Source organism: Chryseobacterium sp. IT-36CA2, assembly GCF_949767875.1.
In the GTDB taxonomy this organism is placed as follows: domain Bacteria; phylum Bacteroidota; class Bacteroidia; order Flavobacteriales; family Weeksellaceae; genus Chryseobacterium.
Genome location: NZ_CATKPG010000011.1, coordinates 337,244 through 355,838, shown reverse-complemented (window position 1 = coordinate 355,838; position 18,595 = coordinate 337,244). Strand labels below are relative to the sequence as shown.

Below are 18,595 nucleotides of genomic sequence, written 5' to 3'. Positions count from 1 at the left end.
TCAAGTAATAATTAATTAAAGTTTAGAAAGATGCCTTAAGATTTACACCAAAGCTTCTAGTTGATGGATACTGCGTTGTGTAAGCAAAACCAGCAGCATTCCCTGTTGTACTTGCAGTTTCCGGATCCGCATAATTTCTATTGTTGTCTGCATACTTAAAGAATGGGTTTCTTGAGTAAACACCAACTGTCAGTGAGTTTAAGAAAGTAGAACTTAAAACAGATTTTGGTATATCATAGCTCAATGCTATTTCTCTGATTTTCAATGCAGTTGCATCCACTACAAGATTTTCTCCAACCGCTCTATAAGCACTACTAGAGAAATAGTTAGTAACATTAGTATACGTTCCTGCACCACCAACCGGCGTATTGTTAGGAGTATATACCGGATTAGCCGCTGTACCTGTATTCTGTACAGAATTAGGAACAATATACCCTTGTGTTCTGTCGAATTCAGCTGACTCTTCTAAACCTCCTGTAAAGGCAAGTAAGTTTTTCGTAAAGGATACAAATTGCCCCCCTTTTCTAAAGTCTCCCATTGCTGATAATGTGAATCCTTTATATTTAATGTTAGTTGAGAATCCAAGAATATAATCAGGAGTAGCTCTTCCTAAAACCTGAAGGTTACTTGTTGTCAAAGGATTTCCTTTAGAGTCAACAATAATTCTTCCCTGATCATCTCTCTGGAATGCACTTCCTTTGATAACCGGGAAGTCAGATCCTTTTACTGCAAAGATACCTACAGCCGCTGCAGTACTACTCAATAAAGATACTTCATCAGCTCCATCAGCTAATTCTAATACTTTAGATCTGTAAGTAGAATAAGATACTTTCATATCCCAAGTAAAATCTCTTGTTTTAATAGGCGTTAATCCTAAATCAAGCTCAAGACCTCTTAGTCTCATTTTACCTACGTTATCAAGAACACTTGTAAGACCAGATGCACTAGATGTTGTTTTAGCTGTAATCAAATCATCAGTAGTAGATTGGTAAACTGAAGCATCTAATCTCACTCTATCTTTCAAGAATCCTAGAGATACTCCGAAATCTAAAGTATTAACAAACTCAGGCTTAATACCTACTGCTGTTGGAGTTTGGTTATTGATATATGAACTTAGGCCGTTGAAAGGGAATCCTGTTGGGAACACTCCGATCTCGTCTGTAGCATATGGAGGAATAGCAGATGTATTACCTACTCTTGTATATGAACCGGTAATTTTTGCATAGTTAAGAATATCTCCCTTTAAATTAGCAAATGCTTTTGTTGGAACAAAAGATAAACCTACAGAATAATATGGATAAACTGGGTTTGTTCTCTTACCTGTATTATAAGGAATTGTAGACATTACTGAAGACTGCTCAATTCTGAAAGTAGAGTTTAAGAATAAATAATCATTATAACTTAAATCTAAATTCGCAAATCCTGCAATAATTCTATTATTTGTTTGATAGTTATCCAAGTTTGCACTTGAGAAAGGATCCGGATTAAGCACATTCTTAATATTGTACCAACCTGGGATATCAAGATTATTTCCTCCTACAGAGGTTACATTATAAGTTCTATCCTGGATGTTATTACCAATATTAAGCTTTAAGTTGATTTTGTCTGTTAAATCATAGTTAAAGTTAATCATTAAGTCACCATAATAATTTCTCTCTTTCGATGTACTTTCATAGTACCAAGAAGTAATATCACCTTGTCCTAAATCGCCAAAAGTAGCTCCATCAATAGATGCTCCTGGAAGATTATAAGTTTTAGTAAAAATAGCACCATCATTATGTCTCATATAAGTCATACCTCTTGTTGTAAGGTTACCAGTATATGTAATGTTGATATTCTTATTTAGCTCATAATCCAAACCAAGGATAGCACTAAAGTAGTCACTACGTCTGTCGTATCTTTCGTGATCGATTGTCCAATATGGGTTTACAGCATATCCTGTATAGTATCCTTCAATGCCACTATTTCTGTAAAGCTTAATATTATTGTTAGTAGGAGTTTGAAGAATATCATCATATAAAGATGAGTTTGTATTGGATACTATTCTATTAATATAGTTGATGTTACCATCAATTTTCAATTTTCCAATTTTCTTTCCAGCTTTAAAAATAAAACTGTTTTGTCTTAATTTATCACCTTCAACCACGAAATTGTTTTCTGTTCTGTTAGCAGAAAAAGACACATAAGCATCAGATCCACCAGCAGTTGCTGTAATTCCGTTTTGAGTTAATACTCCTGTTGAGAAGAATTTATTCATAAAGTTCTTCACTGGAGCATATTTTTCATAAATAAATGACCCATCAGCCTGTGGAAGACCTGAAGGCATCATCATTCCTCCGATAGCCGGATTATCATATGCAGCACCCCAAGACATATTTTCCCATGGCACATAATTTGTACCACCATAACTTACATCACTCCATCCTTCATCCTGAACTCCTTTTCCGTATTTCTGCTGAACTTTTGGAAGCATGAAAACGTTAGAAATGTCAATAGATGAATTGAAGGTCATCTGAAGTTTCTCAGATTTTGTACCTCTTTTTGTAGTTACGATAATTACACCGTTTACCCCTTGTTGACCATAAAGAGCCGCCCCTTGTAAACCTTTAATTACGTTAATGTTTTCGATTGCTTCTGGTGGTATCTGCTGTAAGATATCAGCAGATGAAATAACGTTATCAATTACAATTAATGCCTGATTATTACCCGTGATAGATTTAGCACCTCTTAAGACAACTCTATAACTAGGATCTACACCATTATTTGTCAAATTGATTTGTAAACCTGAAACCTTACCCGTCAACGCCTGTACAGCGGTTGGTGCAGACGCTTGATTTAATTCTTTTGTCGTTACAACTTGCTGTGTATTTGTTACCGCATCAGCCTTTCTTTTGATACCTAAGGCTCCGGTAACAACTATCTCCTCTATATTTTTGGTTTTTAGAGTATCCTTCGTGTTTTGCGCTGATACCATCATAAATGATGACGATAGTACAACCGCAAATACACTCGCAGTTAATTTCTTCATATCAAATTCAATTATTTTTTACAGGCTACAAATTTGTAAAACTTTCTTAAAAACACAAAGCATTTTCTTAAAAAAAAATAAAATTTTTAATTATTATCAATAAAATAGAAAAATATAATATTAATTTTTGTTAAAAATATATTTTTTAACAATTGTTAAAAAAAAATTAAATGATAATTTTTTTAATACTATAATGCTATTTTTAATTAAAAAAATTAACTTAATTCACAAATAAATGAATCACAAAACATTGATTTACAGAAATATAAATCAATTCAATTAAAGAAAACAACAAAAAATCAATATATTAAGAATAATATTAATCAATACTTCAGCTCTCACTAAAAAGAGAAATATTATAAAAAATCATAAACAATAATACTATTATCAAAAAAAGTTTCTTTTTTATAAGAAAAACTCATCTACTATATTGAGAGAATCCTATTTTAAAAAGACAGCTGATATAAGTTCATATTTTTGGCAGAATCTTCCACTCAAAGAATAAATTAATATATTTATTGTTTTAATTTTGTACCGTTATTTAAGATCAATATGGAGCTAATAAAAAACTGGTCAAAACTTTACATCGAAGCAGGATGTGATGAAGTAGGAAGAGGATGTTTAAGCGGGCCGGTAGTGGCTGCTGCAGTAATTCTGGATGATGATTTCAAGCAAAATCTGGTTAATGATTCAAAAAAGTTAACGTTTAAAACACGGATGGAACTGGACAGTTACATCAAAGATAACGTGAAAAGCTATGCTATAGCAGAACTTCCACCTTCTTTTATTGATGAGCATAATATTCTCAATGCAAGCATTCATGCAATGCATCGTGCTCTGGATAAACTGACAATAACACCAGAACTTATTTTGGTAGATGGTAACAAGTTTCACCCCTATAATTACATTCCACATCAATGTATTATTAAAGGTGATTCTAAGGTTTTATCAATTGCAGCGGCTTCGATTCTCGCTAAAAACTACCGGGATAAATTAATGATTCAACTTCATGAAGAATATCCTGAATATGGCTGGGACTCCAATTTCGGTTATGCAACAAAAAAACACCGGGAAGCCCTTATAAAATATGGTCCAACATCACATCACAGACAATCTTTCAGGCTAAAATATGATTGAAAATCTCTGATTCCCAATTATTAAATTCCCATCCAATGATCAGAAATTTAAAATCATTCTAAATAAAAGTCCAGATAAAAAAAGAGAAGCAATTTTTGAATTGCTTCTCTTTTTTTATTATAATTTAAGAATTATTTCTTTTTATTCCTTTGCTGCTCTTGAGTTTTTTGTTGCTCCTGAGCCTTCTCCATCATTTCTCTCATTCTCTTCTGGAACTTACCTTCTGCTTTTGGCTTTTCCTTATTAGACTGAATCTGAGCATGGATTTTCTTCTCATCCAGAATCACATACTTAATAACAAGGATGATTAAAATATTAATCGCATTCGACACAAAATAATACCATGAAAGACCTGAAGCCGAAGTGTTAAGGAAGAATAAGAATGTAATCGGGAAGATGTACATTAATACTTTCATATTTGGCATTCCTTCCTGCTGAGGCTGCTGCATGTTTCCTGAAGTCATTACTGTATAGATCAAAATAACAACTGTACAAGCTAATGCAAAAATACTCAAATGGTCCCCAAGGAAAGGAACTTTAAACGGAAGTTTGATCAAATCATCATAAGCTGTCAAATCCTTTGCAAACCAGAACCCTTGTCCTCTAAGATCAATAAAGTTCGGGAAGAAACGGAATAAAGCATAGAAGATAGGAATCTGAACCAATGCAGGTAAACATCCCGCCATCTGATTCACTCCGGCTTTTCTATAAATTTCCATGGTAGCCTGCTGCTTCTTCATTGGATCTGCATCTTTGAACTTCGCATTTGCTTCATCAATTTCCGGACGAATTACTTTCATCATCGCACTCAATTTATGCTGCTTATACATAATTGGTGAAAGAATCAGCTTTACAATGATCGTCATTACAAAAATTACCCAACCTGCTGATAATCCCCATGCCGCGATAATACCATATAACCACATGAAGAAATAACGGTTCATTGCTCCAATGAATGACCAACCTAATGGAAGGATCTCATCAAAGTTCTTATCATAAGATTTAAGTAATGGTAAATCCAATGGCATAAAATACCATGTAAAGTCTTGGTTCAGCTCACTTCCTGTCATCTGAACAAAACCTTCGTAGTTGAATTCCTTTAAATACTCTCCTTCCTCAACAGTTTCCTGATTTCCTTTACTTTGAGTAAACCCGTTTTTAGCTTCAATTACTGAAGAGAAAAACTGCTGTTTTACGCCAATCCAATTAAGGGTTTCCTTTTCTTCATCCATTGTGGTTCTTCCATCATAATCATAGTCTTTATAATTATTGAAGGCATAAGAAAATTCTGAGTGAGACTGCTCCTGAGCTCTACCCTTTTCTAAATTTCTCACATTATAATCCCAGATAAAATCAGCTTTGTTGTCTGAAGTAATTTTAGAAAGTCCCTGAGTTCTTACTTTAAAATCAAGAGTATATTTAGGAAGCAATGTATAAATAAACTGAATAACAGCACCATTGTAATCTGCAGTTAAGGTTACTGCATTACCGTTAACAGTAGGTGAGAAAACTAAATCTTTAGTATTAATAACCTTTCCCGTTTTGTCTTTAAACTGAAAACCGTAGTTTGAATTATTTTTATTGATCAGATAAAGTGGCTGATCAGCATTGTCTGTTTTGTGATTGTAGGCTTTATATTTTAAAAGCTCTACTTTAGAAACCTGCCCTCCTAAGCTTGAAAATTCAAGTTTCAATTCATTATTTCCAAGACTTGCAGTCTGGATTGCATTAGGAGTTACATTTGGATTGATATTGTTTGCCTGAGTTTGTTTTACGACATTTTTTACCTGTTCCGTTTTCTGCTGCTGAGCTTTTAACTCCTCTTCTTTCATTTGTTTGTTCTGGAAGTAGAACATAAAACCGAAGAGAACCAGGCATAAAACCGCGAAACTAATCATTTGTTTCTTATCGATTCCGTTGTTTTGTTGCATTTTATTTTATATTAAAATTTAAAATTTAAAATATACATATCAGTGTACATAATTTGAGCTGACAAAAATACTGTTTTTTTATCAAAACTCTATGCTTTACGTTGTTACTATATAATAAACTCAAGCTGAGAATAATCAGCTTGAGTTTATGTGTAGACGTTTATGATAAAGTTTTACCTTATTTCTTTTCGCAAGCCTTAATGAAAGCTCTGAACAAAGGATGCGGTGTAGCTACCGTACTCTTATATTCAGGGTGATACTGAACTCCCACATAGAATGGGTGATCCGGAAATTCAAGTGCTTCTACCAAGCCTGTTTCAGGGTTAGTACCTGTAGCAAGGAAACCATTTTTTTCAAACTCCTGAAGATAATCACTGTTGAATTCATAACGGTGACGGTGTCTTTCAGAGATATTTTTGGTTCCGTAGATATCATTTAATTTTGATCCGTTCTTCAAAGAACATTTCCATGCTCCAAGACGCATTGTACCTCCTTTATCTACTATATTTTTCTGCTCTTCCATTAAAGAGATTACAGGATCCGGAGTAGCAGTATCAAATTCCATAGAGTTTGCTTTGGTATGTCCTAAAACATTTCTTGCAAATTCAATCGTCATGATCTGCATTCCTAAACAGATTCCCAACATTGGAATTTTATTTTCTCTTGCATATTTTGCGGTAAGAACCTTTCCTTCAATTCCTCTGTCTCCGAAACCAGGAGCTACAAGAATACCATTGACTCCTTTCAGCGTATCTTTGATATTTTCTTCCGTAATATCTCCACTGTATACCCATCTTACTTTTACTTCAGTTTCAAGGTCTGCTCCTGCATGTTTGAATGCTTCAGCAATAGAAATATAAGAATCCTGAAGTGAAATATATTTCCCTACCAATGCAATTTCAACAGTTTTCTTAGGGTTCTGGAATTTCTTAAGGAAATTCTTCCAGTCTTTAAGATCTGCATCTTTATCACTTTTCAGATCCAGTTCTTTTAATACTACATCATCGAAATTTTGTTTCTGAAGATACATTGGAACTTCATAGATTGTTTCAAGATCTTTACATTCGATAACATTATCTAAAGGAACGTTACAGAACTGAGCCAGTTTTGCTCTCTGATCTTTAGGAATTTTATGTTCTGTTCTGCACACTAAAACATCTGCCATAATTCCGCTTTCCATCAATTGACGAACGGAATGCTGAGATGGTTTTGTTTTCAATTCTCCACTTGAAGCCAGATAAGGCAGTAAAGTAAGGTGAATTACCATAGAATTGCTCTCTCCCAATTCCCACTTCAACTGACGAACAGTTTCAATGTATGGTAAAGATTCAATATCTCCTACAGTTCCTCCGATTTCAGTAATGATGATATCGTAGTTCTGCTTGGAAAGCATTTTAATTCTACGTTTAATTTCGTTAGTAATATGAGGAATTACCTGAACTGTTTTTCCAAGGAAATCTCCTTTTCTTTCTTTTTCGATTACAGTCTGGTAGATTTTCCCTGTAGTAACGTTGTTGTTTTGGGATGTAGGAGCATCAAGATAACGCTCATAGTGGCCTAAATCCAGATCCGTCTCTGCACCATCTTCAGTCACATAACACTCTCCGTGCTCATAAGGATTCAAAGTTCCCGGGTCGATATTGATATAAGGATCTAGTTTTTGGATCGTTACGTTAAAACCGCGTGATTTTAGCAATAGTCCCAGAGAAGCAGACACGATTCCTTTTCCCAAAGATGAAGTTACACCTCCTGTCACAAAGATGTACTTTGTATTCTTTTTACTCATTAGATTAGGTTTGTGCAAAGTTATGGGAAAAAGAGATACAAAGCAATCTTTTGCATTTTGAAAATGATAAAACATCCTTCAAACAATCATAAAACCTGATAAAAATTTTTATCTATATTTGATATAAGCAAATGAAACAAAGCTATAACCATCATGATTTCCGTATATAAATTAAAACCTAAATTTCAGCAGCTTCTCACGCCTGTTTTATTATTTTTCCACAGAAATAATATTACAGCCAATCAGATTACCATCAGTTCTATCTTGTTATCTGTGGTGATTGGGATCTTATTCTGGAATGCAGATATTTCGAAATGGTTCTTCCTAAGTCTTCCGGTAGGGTTGCTTCTGAGGATGGCTTTCAATGCTTTGGACGGAATGATGGCCAGAAAATTCAATCAGACCAGTACACTTGGAGAAGTTTTGAATGAAGTGGGCGATATTGTTTCCGATATCATTATATTTTTTCCTCTTCTTAAATTTCAACCAGAGAGTTTATATCTTATTGTAATCTTCATCGTAATGAGCATTATTAATGAATTTGCTGGATTAATGGGAAAAATTGTAGGAAAAGAACGCCGTTATGATGGCCCCATGGGGAAAAGTGACCGAGCACTTATTCTTGGGTTATATGGCTTGCTAATGCTCTTTGGAGTAGATATTTCCAATATTTCCCAATATATTTTTGGAATTATCATTGCTTTACTTGTAATCAGCACTTATATCCGACTTAAGAAATCTCTGAATGAAGCCTGAAGAAAATAAATTTGCGGATGTTCCTTTAAGGGTAAAAACATGGATTTACATCATTATTGTTTTTGCGCTGGGGATCTCACATCCTATTGCCATGACCGTTTTTGTTTCGTGGATAAGTTATCAGTGCTTTTTTGAATTTTCAAGGATGTTTAAAATTTATGAATCTCCTGTTGCTCCTTCGATCTTTATTGGAGCTTTACAATTTTTCCTGCTTTATTTCTTGAATATTGAAACCTATTTTTTGTACTGTTTTCTTATATCAATACTTATTTCCTCTCGCTTTATATTGTGGGGAACTTCCAAAAAACATCTTTACGGAATTTCTGTTGCTTTATTAATTTGTCTTTTCTCATTCCCTCACCTCTTGTGGATAAGAGATAGCGTTGATGGATTGAGTGCCATTATTTTCATTGTCGTTGTGACAGAGCTCAATGATGTATTTCAGTATCTGATGGGAAAGTTTTTCGGAAAATATAAAATAACACCTCAAATAAGTCCTAACAAAACACTGGAAGGTCTTATCGGCGGTATCTTTCTTACCATTGTTTTAAGTAATATTCTAGGTTATTTCCTACTTAAAACTGATATTTTAACGAACAGTATTTTAGGACTTGTTCTGGGAATTTCAGGTTTTTTTGGAGATATTTTTATGTCTTATTTAAAAAGAAAAACAGGTGTGAAAGATACAGGAACCCTTCTTCCTGGGCATGGCGGTCTTCTGGACAGAGTAGACAGTTTAGTATTTAATGCTCCGCTATTCTTCTGGTTATTTCCTCTTTTGATCAAAAATTAAGGCAATGAGTGAAAAATTTAAAAGAGCAGTTATTTTTTCAGGAGGCGGAACAAGACTGATGATTTATCTAGGGATGTTTGCAGCGCTGGAAGAACTCGATCTCAAACCGGACATCCTGATTGCTTCCTGTGGCGGATCATTTGCAGCCACAATCATCAATGCTTTTCCTGATCATCTTTCCCGAAAAGAATATCTACAGTCTGAGGAATACTTTCGGTTTGTTTCAGGTACAATTGTAACGGAGCAAAAAAAGTTATCAAAAATGGGACTTTTTTCATTAAAAAAAATGCTGGATAAAAGAAAAGCTCCCTTTATCGAAGATGTTTTCAACCGATATCTTGTGGAAATGCCTCAAGATCTATCCGAATGTTTCCCGTCTATCAAAAATGTTCAGTTTTCAAAAGAAATTCTTACAGTAATTATTGGTTCCGAACTTCTTTTTACCCCAAAAGATTGTGGACAGAAAAGAAACAGAAGAAAACTATATCAAAAAACAATCTTTACAGATCCTGAAACGGCAAAGAAAATCAATCCAGAAAACATCATTGCTGATTCTGAGAGTTTTAAAAATAGTGCTATTGAAGAATCTCCCAAAATTTTCACAAACTTTTCTCTACTTGAAAGCACCCGTGCTTCCATTTCCGATATGTTTTATGTAGAACCTGCATTTCTTCAGGGAAAATATTTTGCCGGCGGAGCTATAGATCTTGTTCCGGCTGAAATAAGCCAACATCTTGCACAGGAAATCATTACCGAAAAAAAACAGTCTTACAATCCGGTAGAAGAAGCACTTGTCCGTTCTGTCCTTGGATTCAGTGGAAATGAAAGACTTGCAGAAACCAACCAACTTATAACCGGCTTACAGATTGACACTATGAATATAAAACAAGAACTGGAAGGTCATTATTTGAAAAAAGGAATTGACTGGAGAAAATTTGAAGTCAGTTTTTCATTCCCGAAAAGTTACCCGCAATTTGTAAAAGATATGGAAATACAATGGCAGTATGGATTTGATCAAACGATGAAAAGTATCAAAAACAGATAACAATATTTTAACTGAAGACGTGAGAATTCCCTTCCTCCGGAGGAGTGACAAAAATTCAAAGAATTTTTGACGGGGTGGTTTTAATACATAATTTTAGGTTTCGGCTCAGACCAATGGAAATATTTTTTTTTATTAAATAGGCTAAAGCCCATTTCTATTGAATTAATGTTTCAATCATTAAAAACATTCACCCAATTTTCACTTTTAAAATCTATTTTTACAAAAATGAAAACCACCAATCACTTATGAACGTTTTTATCGCAGGCGGAACTTCGGGTATTGGCTATGCATTGGCCAAACATTATCTTTCTAAAGGATATAGTGTAGGAATCTGCGGAAGAGATCTTACCAAAATCACTGAAAATAATTCAAAGGGTTTAAAAAAATTTCAGACGGATGTTTGCGATATAAACGCCATGTTATCCACATTGAAATCTTTTCTTGTGGATAAAAACGGTCTTGATATTTTCATTAACTGTGCCGGGAGCTATGCTGAAGATGTGGCAGGAAGAATTACCTATGAAGAAGCCGAGGAAATGCTTCAAATTAATATTCTGGGAACCGTAAACTGCTTCGAGGTGGCAAGAAAAGTAATGAAAAACCAGCAAAAAGGAAGTATTGCTGTTATTGCTTCTGTTTCCGGGATACTGGAATATGAAAACTCCAGTCTTTATACGAAGACCAAACGTTCTGTTATTCAGATTTCGGATGCTTATCGACGGGCATTAAAACCTTTTGGAATTTCGGTCACTACAATTGCACCGGGATACATTGACACTGAGAAATTAAGACAGCTTAATCAAAATGATTTAAGCAAAAAACCATTTCTCACGGATGTAGAAACTGCAGTCAATGTAATCTCAGAAGCCATTGAAAAACAGAAAAAACTCATTATTTTTCCTTCAAAAATGAAGTGGATGATGCAGTCATTATCCCTGCTTCCTTCTTCATTATTAAATATCATCATGTTCAGAAAAGCCAAATGGATGAAAAACGACTAACAATACAACAGAAGCTGTACGCCCTGATCCTTTGTGCCATTGTATTTATGATGGTTTACAATTTTGCGGCATGGTATACTTCAAGACTGACAAATGTTCCGTCTTTTGTTTTTGATTTTGAAAAATATGTCCCATTTATTTTGTGGAGCATCATTCCTTATATGACGAGCGGGATCTTTTTCTGTCTGGTATTTTTTTTCTGTCAGAATAAAGAACAGCTGAAAGTTTTGACCCAAAGAATGCTTTTTGTAACTGTTGTTGCAGGGATTTGTTTCTTATTATTCCCCTTAAAATTTTCTCTGCCAAAACCCGAGGTCAACAGCTTTATTTTGGGATATTCTTTTCAGTTTTTAAAAGTATTTGATTCTCCGTTCAATCAGGCTCCGTCGCTTCATATTGCCTATGCTTTTATTTTCTGGTCTGTTTTCAGGAATTTAAAAAGAGGAAGAACTTTAATAATGTTTTGGCTTATTCTGCTGGGAATTTCTACTTTGACAACTTATCAGCATCATTTTATTGACATCGTCACCGGAAGTATTCTTGCCCATTTAAGTTTCATCATCTTTCCATATCAAAAAAATGATTTTCTGTACAGGAATTTCCATGTAGCCAACCTCTATTTTTTATCAGGATGGATAATCATTTTAGCAGCAACTCTTGTTGATCGATTCTATGGAAATATAGGATTGGTTCTACTTTGGTCAGCTGTCATGATTCTTCTGATCGGGTATCATTATCAGAAAAACAATATTTTCTTTTTAAAAAATAAAACAGGAGATATTCCATGGCTTAAAAAAATTTTCTATTTCCCATATTTGTTCATGTATCATATATTCTGGAAATTTCTCCGAAAAAACAGAATGCCCGTGGAAGTTATTCCCGGGTTATATATTTCATCAAGACCAGATCATGAAAGCCTGAAAGGTTTCCAGATTGACAAAACAACCATTGTTTATGATCTATCAGCCGAAATGGAAGAACCTACCATTATAAAAGATAAAGTGAATTACTATTCTTTCCCATTTCTGGATATAGGAACGCTCGATATTCAGGAAACGCAAAAACTGATTTCGGTAATCACAGAACATTATCAACAGCTTCCACCGGATGGAAAGATTCTGATGCACTGTACTATGGGATTCACCAGAAGTTCAGTAATCGGGATTTTAGTAATCAAAAATATTTTATCTTTACCTCTTACAGAAGCAATAACCATGATGAAAACCCACAATAAGCATGCTATGATTCATACTTATCTGGAGGATTTTCTAAAAAAATTTTAAACTATGAACAGCGGACATTTTAAAAGTTTTGACAACAGTGAAATTTTTTATCGTGAGTGGAATTATCAGGCCCACCAGAAAAGTATCATCATGATCCATCGCGGACACGAGCATTCTGAAAGGCTGAATGATATTGCCCAATCTCCTCAGTTTTCAAAATACAATATCTTCGCATTCGACCTTCGGGGACATGGCCATACAAAAACCCAAACCTCATCTGTATTTATGGATTACGTGAGAGATCTTGATGCATTTTCAAAATTTATATGTTCTCACTACCATATAAAAACTTCAGATATTTTTGTTCTTGCCAATAGTATAGGCGGAGTTGTGGCTTCTGCCTGGGCACATGATTTTGCCCCTTCTATCGCGGGAATGGCTCTTCTGGCGCCAGCATTTAAAATCAATCTCATTGTTCCTCTCGCTAATGAAATGATTACGTTGGGAACAAAGCTTAAGAAAGGGCTGATCATTAAAAGTTATGTAAAATCCAAAATGCTTACTCATGATCCCGAACAGCAAAAAGCCTATGACACAGATCCGCTGATCTCAAGATCTATTGATGCCGAACTTCTTATTGATCTGGCAAAAGCCGGAAAACGTCTGGTAGAAGATGCTGAAGCTATAGACACCCCGACTTTGATTCTGGCTGCAGAAAAAGATCATGTGGTTTTTAATAAAGAACAGAAAACATTCCATGAAAAACTGGATACCGATTTGAAACACTATGAAGTTCTTCCTGATTTTTTCCATGGTATTCTATTCGATACCGGAAAGGAAAAAGTCTATGATAAAGTTGTGGATTTTGTTGAAAAATGCTTCAACAGACCTATAAAGCAAGCCTCTCTTTCCCCTGATCAATTTTCTGTAAAAGAATATAAAGATTTGCAAAATAATATCGGGAATAACCTGAATTTTAAAATGCAGAAATTGTCTTTGGGAAAGATCGGAAAAATCAGCAACGGAATGGCGATCGGCTTAAAATATGGCTTCGATTCCGGAGCTTCGTTGGATTATGTTTACCAGAATCAGCCGAAAGGAAAATTGGGTTTCGGAAAAATGATGGATAAGAATTACCTCAACGCAATCGGCTGGAAGGGAATCCGCATTAGAAAACAACATTTATTGCAGCTTTTAGAACACAATATACAAGCTTTAAAACAACAGGGAAGATCTGTTAAAATACTGGATATTGCCGGCGGAACAGGAAATTATTTATTTGACATTAAAGAAAAATATCCGGATGCGGAAATCGTGATCAATGAATTTGTAAAATCCAATATTGAGATTGGAGAAAAAATCATAAAAGAAAAGAATTATCAGCATATCCGTTTTACGAATTTCGACTGTTTCGATCCACAGACCTATCAGAAATTGAATTTTGAGCCCAACATCACCATTGTTTCCGGAATTCTTGAACTCTTCGGGGATAATGAAATGGCAAGCAAAGCAATTCAGAGAGTGAATTCTATTTCGGAAAAAGATGCTTACATCGTTTATACCGGACAGCCATGGCATCCTCAATTAAAAATGATTGCCTATGTACTGAATAACCATCAGAATAAAGACTGGATTATGAGAAGACGCTCACAAAAGGAACTGGACAGAATGATGGCTTTTAACACTGTTCAGAAAGAGAATATGCTGATCGATGACTTTGGAATTTTTACCGTTTCTTCTGGAAAAGTAAATGTTTCAAACCAATCCTTGTAAATTTCATTCAGATTTTTTCATCAGCTTTTACAAAAAAAGGTTTTCCATTTGATCGGAAAACCTTTTTTAATTTTATTTTTTGAAATGTTATTGCTTAACCAGTTCAAAGTAAGCTGTTACTTCAACATCTTTTGCAATGCCAGCGGCTGTAGGATCATATTTGATTCCATAATCCAGACGGTTTAGTGTAAACTTTGTCTGAATCCCCATGATTTCTTTTCCATCTTTATTCTTCGTAATTCCACCAAAGGTAACCGGAGCCGTTATTTCTTTCTCCACTCCTTTCATAGTCAGCTTCCCTTTAACGATATAATTATTGTTCTTATCTTTTGCAACGGAAGAACTTTTAAATTCAATGGTAGGATATTTCTCCACATCAAAAAAATCTTCACTTACAAGATGCCTGTCTCTTACGTTTACTCCGGTATTAACGGTAACAACACTTACCGAGAAGCTTAAATCAGCCTTATCCAGACTAGCACCACTAGTGGCTACTCTTCCGTCAAATTTATCAAATCTTCCTTGTACAAAGCTAATTCCCATGTGCTTAATATTAAAGTTGACAGAAGAATGCATCTGGTCTGCTTCCCAGGTACCTTGTGCAAATGCAACAACACTTAAAAGCACAAATACAAAAGATAAAAATACTTTTTTCATTGTAATTATATTTTACATTACTATTTTAAATTGAACAAAGCTAAGATATGAAAGAAATCTCTACCATTGATGGATTAGTTTTTAATATTAAATCCATTTAGACCCTAAAATAAAAATGCTTTTTTTATAACTTCGCAGTATGGCAAAACTGAAAACAGCATATTTCTGTCAAAACTGCGGAACTCAATATCCACAATGGCTCGGGCAATGTAAAAACTGTGGAGAATGGAATACATTGGTGGAAGAAGTGGTTGAAAAACCCTCTCATAAAACACCTCCTTTCTCAAAAACCAAACAACATGTGATCAATATTGTTGAAGTGGAAACAAGTGAGGAACCGAGAATAAAAACCCCTTCCGAAGAACTGAACCGCGTTTTAGGAGGCGGAATTGTTTTAGGATCCGTTACGTTGATTGGCGGTGAGCCAGGAATAGGAAAATCTACTCTGCTCCTTCAGCTTGCATTGAAAATGAAAAAGAAAGTTTTCTATGTTTCCGGGGAAGAAAGTGCATCCCAGATTAAAATGAGAGCGGACAGACTTACGGATATTTTAAATCCAAACTGCTATCTTTTTACCGAAACTTCATTGGAGAAAATTCTTCATGAAGCCAAGAAGCTGGAACCGGATTTTATGATTATTGATTCCATTCAAACGCTGCAGTCCCAGTTGATCGAAAGTTCTCCAGGAACAGTATCCCAAATCCGGGAATGCTCCAATGAGATCATCAAATTTGCCAAAGAAAATAACACCCCCGTATTTCTGGTAGGACACATTACGAAAGACGGGCAAATTGCCGGACCAAAAGTACTGGAGCACATGGTGGATGTTGTTCTGAATTTCGACGGAGATAGAAATCATCTTTTCAGATTGCTGAGAGCGAATAAAAATCGTTTCGGATCTACTTCCGAAATTGGTATCTACGAAATGATTTCCCAAGGGTTAAAAGAGATTAAAAACCCTTCTGAAATTCTGATCACTAAAAAATTTGAAGAACTTTCCGGTAACTCCGTAGCGGTAACTCTGGAAGGAAACCGACCTATGCTTCTGGAAATTCAGGCATTGGTAAGTACGGCTGTGTATGGTACCCCTCAAAGAAGCTGTACAGGTTTTGATTCAAAAAGGTTGAATATGCTTTTGGCTGTTCTTGAAAAAAGAGCTGGTTTTCAGCTGGGCGCTAAAGACGTTTTCCTGAATATTACCGGAGGGATAAAGACTGATGATCCGGCACTGGATCTGGCAGTCATCGCTTCTGTTCTCTCATCGAATGAGGATATTGCGATCTCAGAACATTACTGCTTTGCCGGAGAAATCGGGTTAAGCGGAGAGATACGTCCTATAGCCCAGGTGGAACAAAGAATTACTGAGGCTGAAAAGCTGGGGTATGAAAAAATATTTGTTTCCAATCTTAATAAAATTCCGAAGAGAAAATTTGGTATCAAGATCGAAGAAGTGAGTAAAATTGAAGATTTTCACGAGAGGCTTTTCTAAATGTGAGGGGTCAATTCTGCTACGCAAATCAATAGTCAATTGAGAGTGGATAAAAATTCACAAGCGAAGCGAATTCACTATTCACTATTGTTCGCAACATTAGCATTTAATTCATACCTTTAAGTTATGAATTATCTGGCGCATTCCTTTCTTTCTTTTACCGACGGGCAAATCGTGGGACAGTTTCTCGAGGATTTTATCCGCAACAGAGATCGTTTCTCTTTCCCGAAAGATATTCAGGACGGAATTACTCTTCATAGAGCTATTGATACATTTACAGATTCTCATCCTGCCATTCATGAAGCCAAAAAAGTATTTGCCCCTTTGGTAAGACTGTATGCAGGTGCATTTGTAGATGTTTCTATGGATTATTTTGTGGCTAATGATCTTTCTTTAAACACTCTCGCAGAATGGAAAGCACATTCTCTTAAGGTTTACAGTGTTTTAAATGCTAACAAACAATGGCTGCCGGAAAATTTCAAAAAAATGCTTATCAAAATGGAGCATGATGACTGGCTTTATAATTACCGCGAAGACTGGGGAATTAAATTCAGTATTCAGAATGTATTGAATAAAGCAAAGTATCTTGATAAAGATATTCCTGTTTTTGAAGCTTTTTTACAAAACAAAGATCATCTTCAGCAATGTTATGATGACTTTTTCCCTGACTTGCTAGCTCATGCGAAAGGAATTAATAAGTTGATTCAGCTAGAAAATTAATATTCTTAAAACTGCTTATAAAGATAACGGTTAGGATAAGTAAGTTTCTCACTGTTTCTTTGCCCATTCACAATGATATGAACGATATTGATCTGATCATCAAAAAGGTTATACAGAAAACTTACTGCAGTTTCTACTTTTTTTGGAGTGGCTACAGGTTCAGATTCCATGAAGACGTTTACAGATTCCTGATCTTCTTCGTAGCCAATATAATTAACCTTTAAAAATTTGTTATCAGCTTTCAATTTGAAATATTCCGCACAGTATTTCTGTAATGCATCATTCAGTTTTGTCTTGTATTTTTCATCATTAAAATGAAAAGCTCCTCCATATTTCTTTCCTAAACCATTTTCAATGTCATCAAGGAAGAATCTTCCCGTCACTTCAAATGTTCTGGATTTCGAATTATAGTTAATTTCTACAGAACCTACATGATAGGGGTGAAAAGCTTCACTGCTCGTAAAGCTCTGAAAAACCACCGTTAATAATAAAAGAAAACTCAAAAAAAACTTACCCGACATGAATTTTATTTTACAGCAAATATAAAAAAAGCAACAGTTATAGAAACTGCTGCTTTTTTATTTGAATTTGTTTAATAGAGACTTATTCTTTAATTACTTTTTTCGTAATTTTTGTATTATCCTCCAGTACAATGGTAAACAGATAAGTTCCTTTTACCAGTTCTGAAACATTAATTCTACCTGAGTTGGTATCTACATTTACCGTTTTTACCAATTTCCCTGAACATCATAAATGGTTACCGTTCCTTTAGAATGTCTACCCAAAACTACATTTACAAAGTCTTTCGCAGGATTCGGAGTGATATTCACTTCTGAATTGATCTTAACATCGGCTGTTCCCAGTGTTGTACCTGTTTTAACAAAAATATCCACCAAAACCTGTTGCCTGAAAGCTTACTTCCCAATACTGGTAGGTATCATTCCAGATAATATCTGCAATATCAGGAGTAATGATTGTTGCTGTTCCTCCAAAAGAAGCCGTAGTACCTGTTGTACTTGTTCCTGTATATTTTTCAATAAAATATCAAATCTGGAGTCTAATTTCTGTACTTGCCCATAAAAGGCAAGGAATACAACCCTAAAAATGCTACAGTAGCATTTCGCAGAAGCTTCGTTCCTCCGGGCGAAATTTGTACTTTTGTAAAGAATAATTTTTTAATATCCATTTTCATTTTTTCAGATACACAATTATACAATTTTTATTTTATAAATAAATAATTAACAATATTGACAATC

General features: G+C 34.8%; 17 protein-coding genes. 9 read left to right on the top strand and 8 right to left on the bottom strand.

Features of this window, described 5'->3' with window-relative positions; all coding sequences use genetic code 11:
• Positions 1-22: 22 nt before the first annotated feature.
• Positions 23-3,028: a SusC/RagA family TonB-linked outer membrane protein gene (locus tag ACM6F9_RS02505; RefSeq protein WP_414844261.1), complete on the bottom strand. Its 3,006-nt coding sequence runs from the start codon at positions 3,026-3,028 to the stop codon at positions 23-25.
• 552 nt (positions 3,029-3,580) lie between these two features.
• On the opposite strand from ACM6F9_RS02505, the gene ACM6F9_RS02500 reads away from it, so the two are divergent.
• Complete coding sequence (locus ACM6F9_RS02500; protein ID WP_414844260.1) at positions 3,581-4,165, top strand: ribonuclease HII; 585 nt, start codon at positions 3,581-3,583, stop codon at positions 4,163-4,165.
• Positions 4,166-4,296: 131 nt separating this feature from the next.
• On the opposite strand, the gene yidC is transcribed toward ACM6F9_RS02500, so the two are convergent.
• Positions 4,297-6,096 carry a membrane protein insertase YidC gene (gene yidC, locus ACM6F9_RS02495; RefSeq protein ID WP_414844259.1) on the bottom strand — a complete coding sequence of 600 codons (1,800 nt, stop codon included), beginning with the start codon at positions 6,094-6,096 and terminating at the stop codon, positions 4,297-4,299.
• Positions 6,097-6,274: 178 nt separating this feature from the next.
• Positions 6,275-7,882, bottom strand: coding sequence for a CTP synthase (locus ACM6F9_RS02490; RefSeq protein ID WP_414844258.1), 1,608 nt, complete (start codon positions 7,880-7,882; stop codon positions 6,275-6,277).
• A gap of 153 nt (positions 7,883-8,035) precedes the next feature.
• Here ACM6F9_RS02490 and ACM6F9_RS02485 point away from each other — a divergent pair, with 153 nt between their 5' ends.
• From ACM6F9_RS02485 to ACM6F9_RS02460, 6 genes are all read left to right on the top strand, one after another.
• Positions 8,036-8,638, top strand: a complete 603-nt coding sequence (locus ACM6F9_RS02485) for a CDP-alcohol phosphatidyltransferase family protein (RefSeq protein ID WP_414844257.1) — start codon at positions 8,036-8,038, stop codon at positions 8,636-8,638.
• The gene (locus ACM6F9_RS02480) at positions 8,628-9,431 is read left to right on the top strand and encodes a phosphatidate cytidylyltransferase (RefSeq protein ID WP_414844256.1); all 804 of its coding nucleotides are present in this window, start codon (positions 8,628-8,630) and stop codon (positions 9,429-9,431) included. Before ACM6F9_RS02485 ends, ACM6F9_RS02480 begins: the two co-directional genes overlap by 11 nt.
• A gap of 4 nt (positions 9,432-9,435) precedes the next feature.
• The gene (locus ACM6F9_RS02475; RefSeq protein ID WP_414844255.1) at positions 9,436-10,476 is read left to right on the top strand and encodes a patatin-like phospholipase family protein; all 1,041 of its coding nucleotides are present in this window, start codon (positions 9,436-9,438) and stop codon (positions 10,474-10,476) included.
• A 245-nt stretch (positions 10,477-10,721) separates the two neighbouring features.
• Positions 10,722-11,477: an SDR family NAD(P)-dependent oxidoreductase gene (locus ACM6F9_RS02470; RefSeq protein WP_414844254.1), complete on the top strand. Its 756-nt coding sequence runs from the start codon at positions 10,722-10,724 to the stop codon at positions 11,475-11,477.
• Positions 11,459-12,760: a phosphatase PAP2 family protein gene (locus ACM6F9_RS02465; RefSeq protein WP_414844253.1), complete on the top strand. Its 1,302-nt coding sequence runs from the start codon at positions 11,459-11,461 to the stop codon at positions 12,758-12,760. The genes ACM6F9_RS02470 and ACM6F9_RS02465 overlap by 19 nt, the downstream gene beginning before the upstream one ends.
• Positions 12,761-12,763: 3 nt before the next feature.
• Entirely contained in the window at positions 12,764-14,473 is a 1,710-nt protein-coding gene (locus ACM6F9_RS02460) for a bifunctional alpha/beta hydrolase/class I SAM-dependent methyltransferase (RefSeq protein WP_414844252.1), read from the top strand.
• An 87-nt stretch (positions 14,474-14,560) separates the two neighbouring features.
• Here the strand turns inward: ACM6F9_RS02460 and ACM6F9_RS02455 are convergent, their stop codons facing one another.
• A complete protein-coding gene (locus tag ACM6F9_RS02455; RefSeq protein WP_414844251.1) occupies positions 14,561-15,130 on the bottom strand; it encodes a YceI family protein in 570 nt (189 codons plus the stop codon).
• Positions 15,131-15,269: 139 nt separating this feature from the next.
• On the opposite strand from ACM6F9_RS02455, the gene radA reads away from it, so the two are divergent.
• Together radA and ACM6F9_RS02445 are read left to right on the top strand one after the other, a co-directional pair.
• Entirely contained in the window at positions 15,270-16,619 is a 1,350-nt protein-coding gene (radA, locus tag ACM6F9_RS02450; RefSeq protein ID WP_414844250.1) for a DNA repair protein RadA, read from the top strand.
• A 126-nt stretch (positions 16,620-16,745) separates the two neighbouring features.
• Positions 16,746-17,339, top strand: a complete 594-nt coding sequence (locus ACM6F9_RS02445; RefSeq protein ID WP_414844249.1) for an ACP phosphodiesterase — start codon at positions 16,746-16,748, stop codon at positions 17,337-17,339.
• Positions 17,340-17,344: 5 nt separating this feature from the next.
• Here ACM6F9_RS02445 and ACM6F9_RS02440 read toward each other — a convergent pair whose 3' ends face one another.
• From ACM6F9_RS02440 to ACM6F9_RS02425, 4 genes are all read right to left on the bottom strand, one after another.
• Positions 17,345-17,860 (bottom strand): DUF6702 family protein, encoded by a 516-nt coding sequence (locus tag ACM6F9_RS02440; protein WP_414844248.1) that lies wholly within the window; start codon positions 17,858-17,860, stop codon positions 17,345-17,347.
• A gap of 82 nt (positions 17,861-17,942) precedes the next feature.
• Positions 17,943-18,074: a T9SS type A sorting domain-containing protein gene (locus tag ACM6F9_RS02435; protein ID WP_414844247.1), complete on the bottom strand. Its 132-nt coding sequence runs from the start codon at positions 18,072-18,074 to the stop codon at positions 17,943-17,945.
• Complete coding sequence (locus ACM6F9_RS02430; RefSeq protein ID WP_414844246.1) at positions 18,068-18,232, bottom strand: hypothetical protein; 165 nt, start codon at positions 18,230-18,232, stop codon at positions 18,068-18,070. Before ACM6F9_RS02430 ends, ACM6F9_RS02435 begins: the two co-directional genes overlap by 7 nt.
• Positions 18,233-18,396: 164 nt before the next feature.
• Complete coding sequence (locus tag ACM6F9_RS02425) at positions 18,397-18,525, bottom strand: hypothetical protein (protein WP_414844245.1); 129 nt, start codon at positions 18,523-18,525, stop codon at positions 18,397-18,399.
• Positions 18,526-18,595: the final 70 nt, after the last annotated feature.

Excerpts from the sequence above, each read along its gene's own strand:
- ACM6F9_RS02505 (WP_414844261.1), bottom strand. The coding sequence starts at position 3,028 with ATGAAGAAATTAACTGCGAGTGTATTTGCGGTTGTACTATCGTCATCA.
- ACM6F9_RS02500 (WP_414844260.1), top strand. The coding sequence starts at position 3,581 with ATGGAGCTAATAAAAAACTGGTCAAAACTTTACATCGAAGCAGGATGT.
- yidC (WP_414844259.1), bottom strand. The coding sequence starts at position 6,096 with ATGCAACAAAACAACGGAATCGATAAGAAACAAATGATTAGTTTCGCG.
- ACM6F9_RS02490 (WP_414844258.1), bottom strand. The coding sequence starts at position 7,882 with ATGAGTAAAAAGAATACAAAGTACATCTTTGTGACAGGAGGTGTAACT.
- ACM6F9_RS02485 (WP_414844257.1), top strand. The coding sequence starts at position 8,036 with ATGATTTCCGTATATAAATTAAAACCTAAATTTCAGCAGCTTCTCACG.
- ACM6F9_RS02480 (WP_414844256.1), top strand. The coding sequence starts at position 8,628 with ATGAAGCCTGAAGAAAATAAATTTGCGGATGTTCCTTTAAGGGTAAAA.
- ACM6F9_RS02475 (WP_414844255.1), top strand. The coding sequence starts at position 9,436 with ATGAGTGAAAAATTTAAAAGAGCAGTTATTTTTTCAGGAGGCGGAACA.
- ACM6F9_RS02470 (WP_414844254.1), top strand. The coding sequence starts at position 10,722 with ATGAACGTTTTTATCGCAGGCGGAACTTCGGGTATTGGCTATGCATTG.
- ACM6F9_RS02465 (WP_414844253.1), top strand. The coding sequence starts at position 11,459 with ATGGATGAAAAACGACTAACAATACAACAGAAGCTGTACGCCCTGATC.
- ACM6F9_RS02460 (WP_414844252.1), top strand. The coding sequence starts at position 12,764 with ATGAACAGCGGACATTTTAAAAGTTTTGACAACAGTGAAATTTTTTAT.
- ACM6F9_RS02455 (WP_414844251.1), bottom strand. The coding sequence starts at position 15,130 with ATGAAAAAAGTATTTTTATCTTTTGTATTTGTGCTTTTAAGTGTTGTT.
- radA (WP_414844250.1), top strand. The coding sequence starts at position 15,270 with ATGGCAAAACTGAAAACAGCATATTTCTGTCAAAACTGCGGAACTCAA.
- ACM6F9_RS02445 (WP_414844249.1), top strand. The coding sequence starts at position 16,746 with ATGAATTATCTGGCGCATTCCTTTCTTTCTTTTACCGACGGGCAAATC.
- ACM6F9_RS02440 (WP_414844248.1), bottom strand. The coding sequence starts at position 17,860 with ATGTCGGGTAAGTTTTTTTTGAGTTTTCTTTTATTATTAACGGTGGTT.
- ACM6F9_RS02425 (WP_414844245.1), bottom strand. The coding sequence starts at position 18,525 with ATGGATATTAAAAAATTATTCTTTACAAAAGTACAAATTTCGCCCGGA.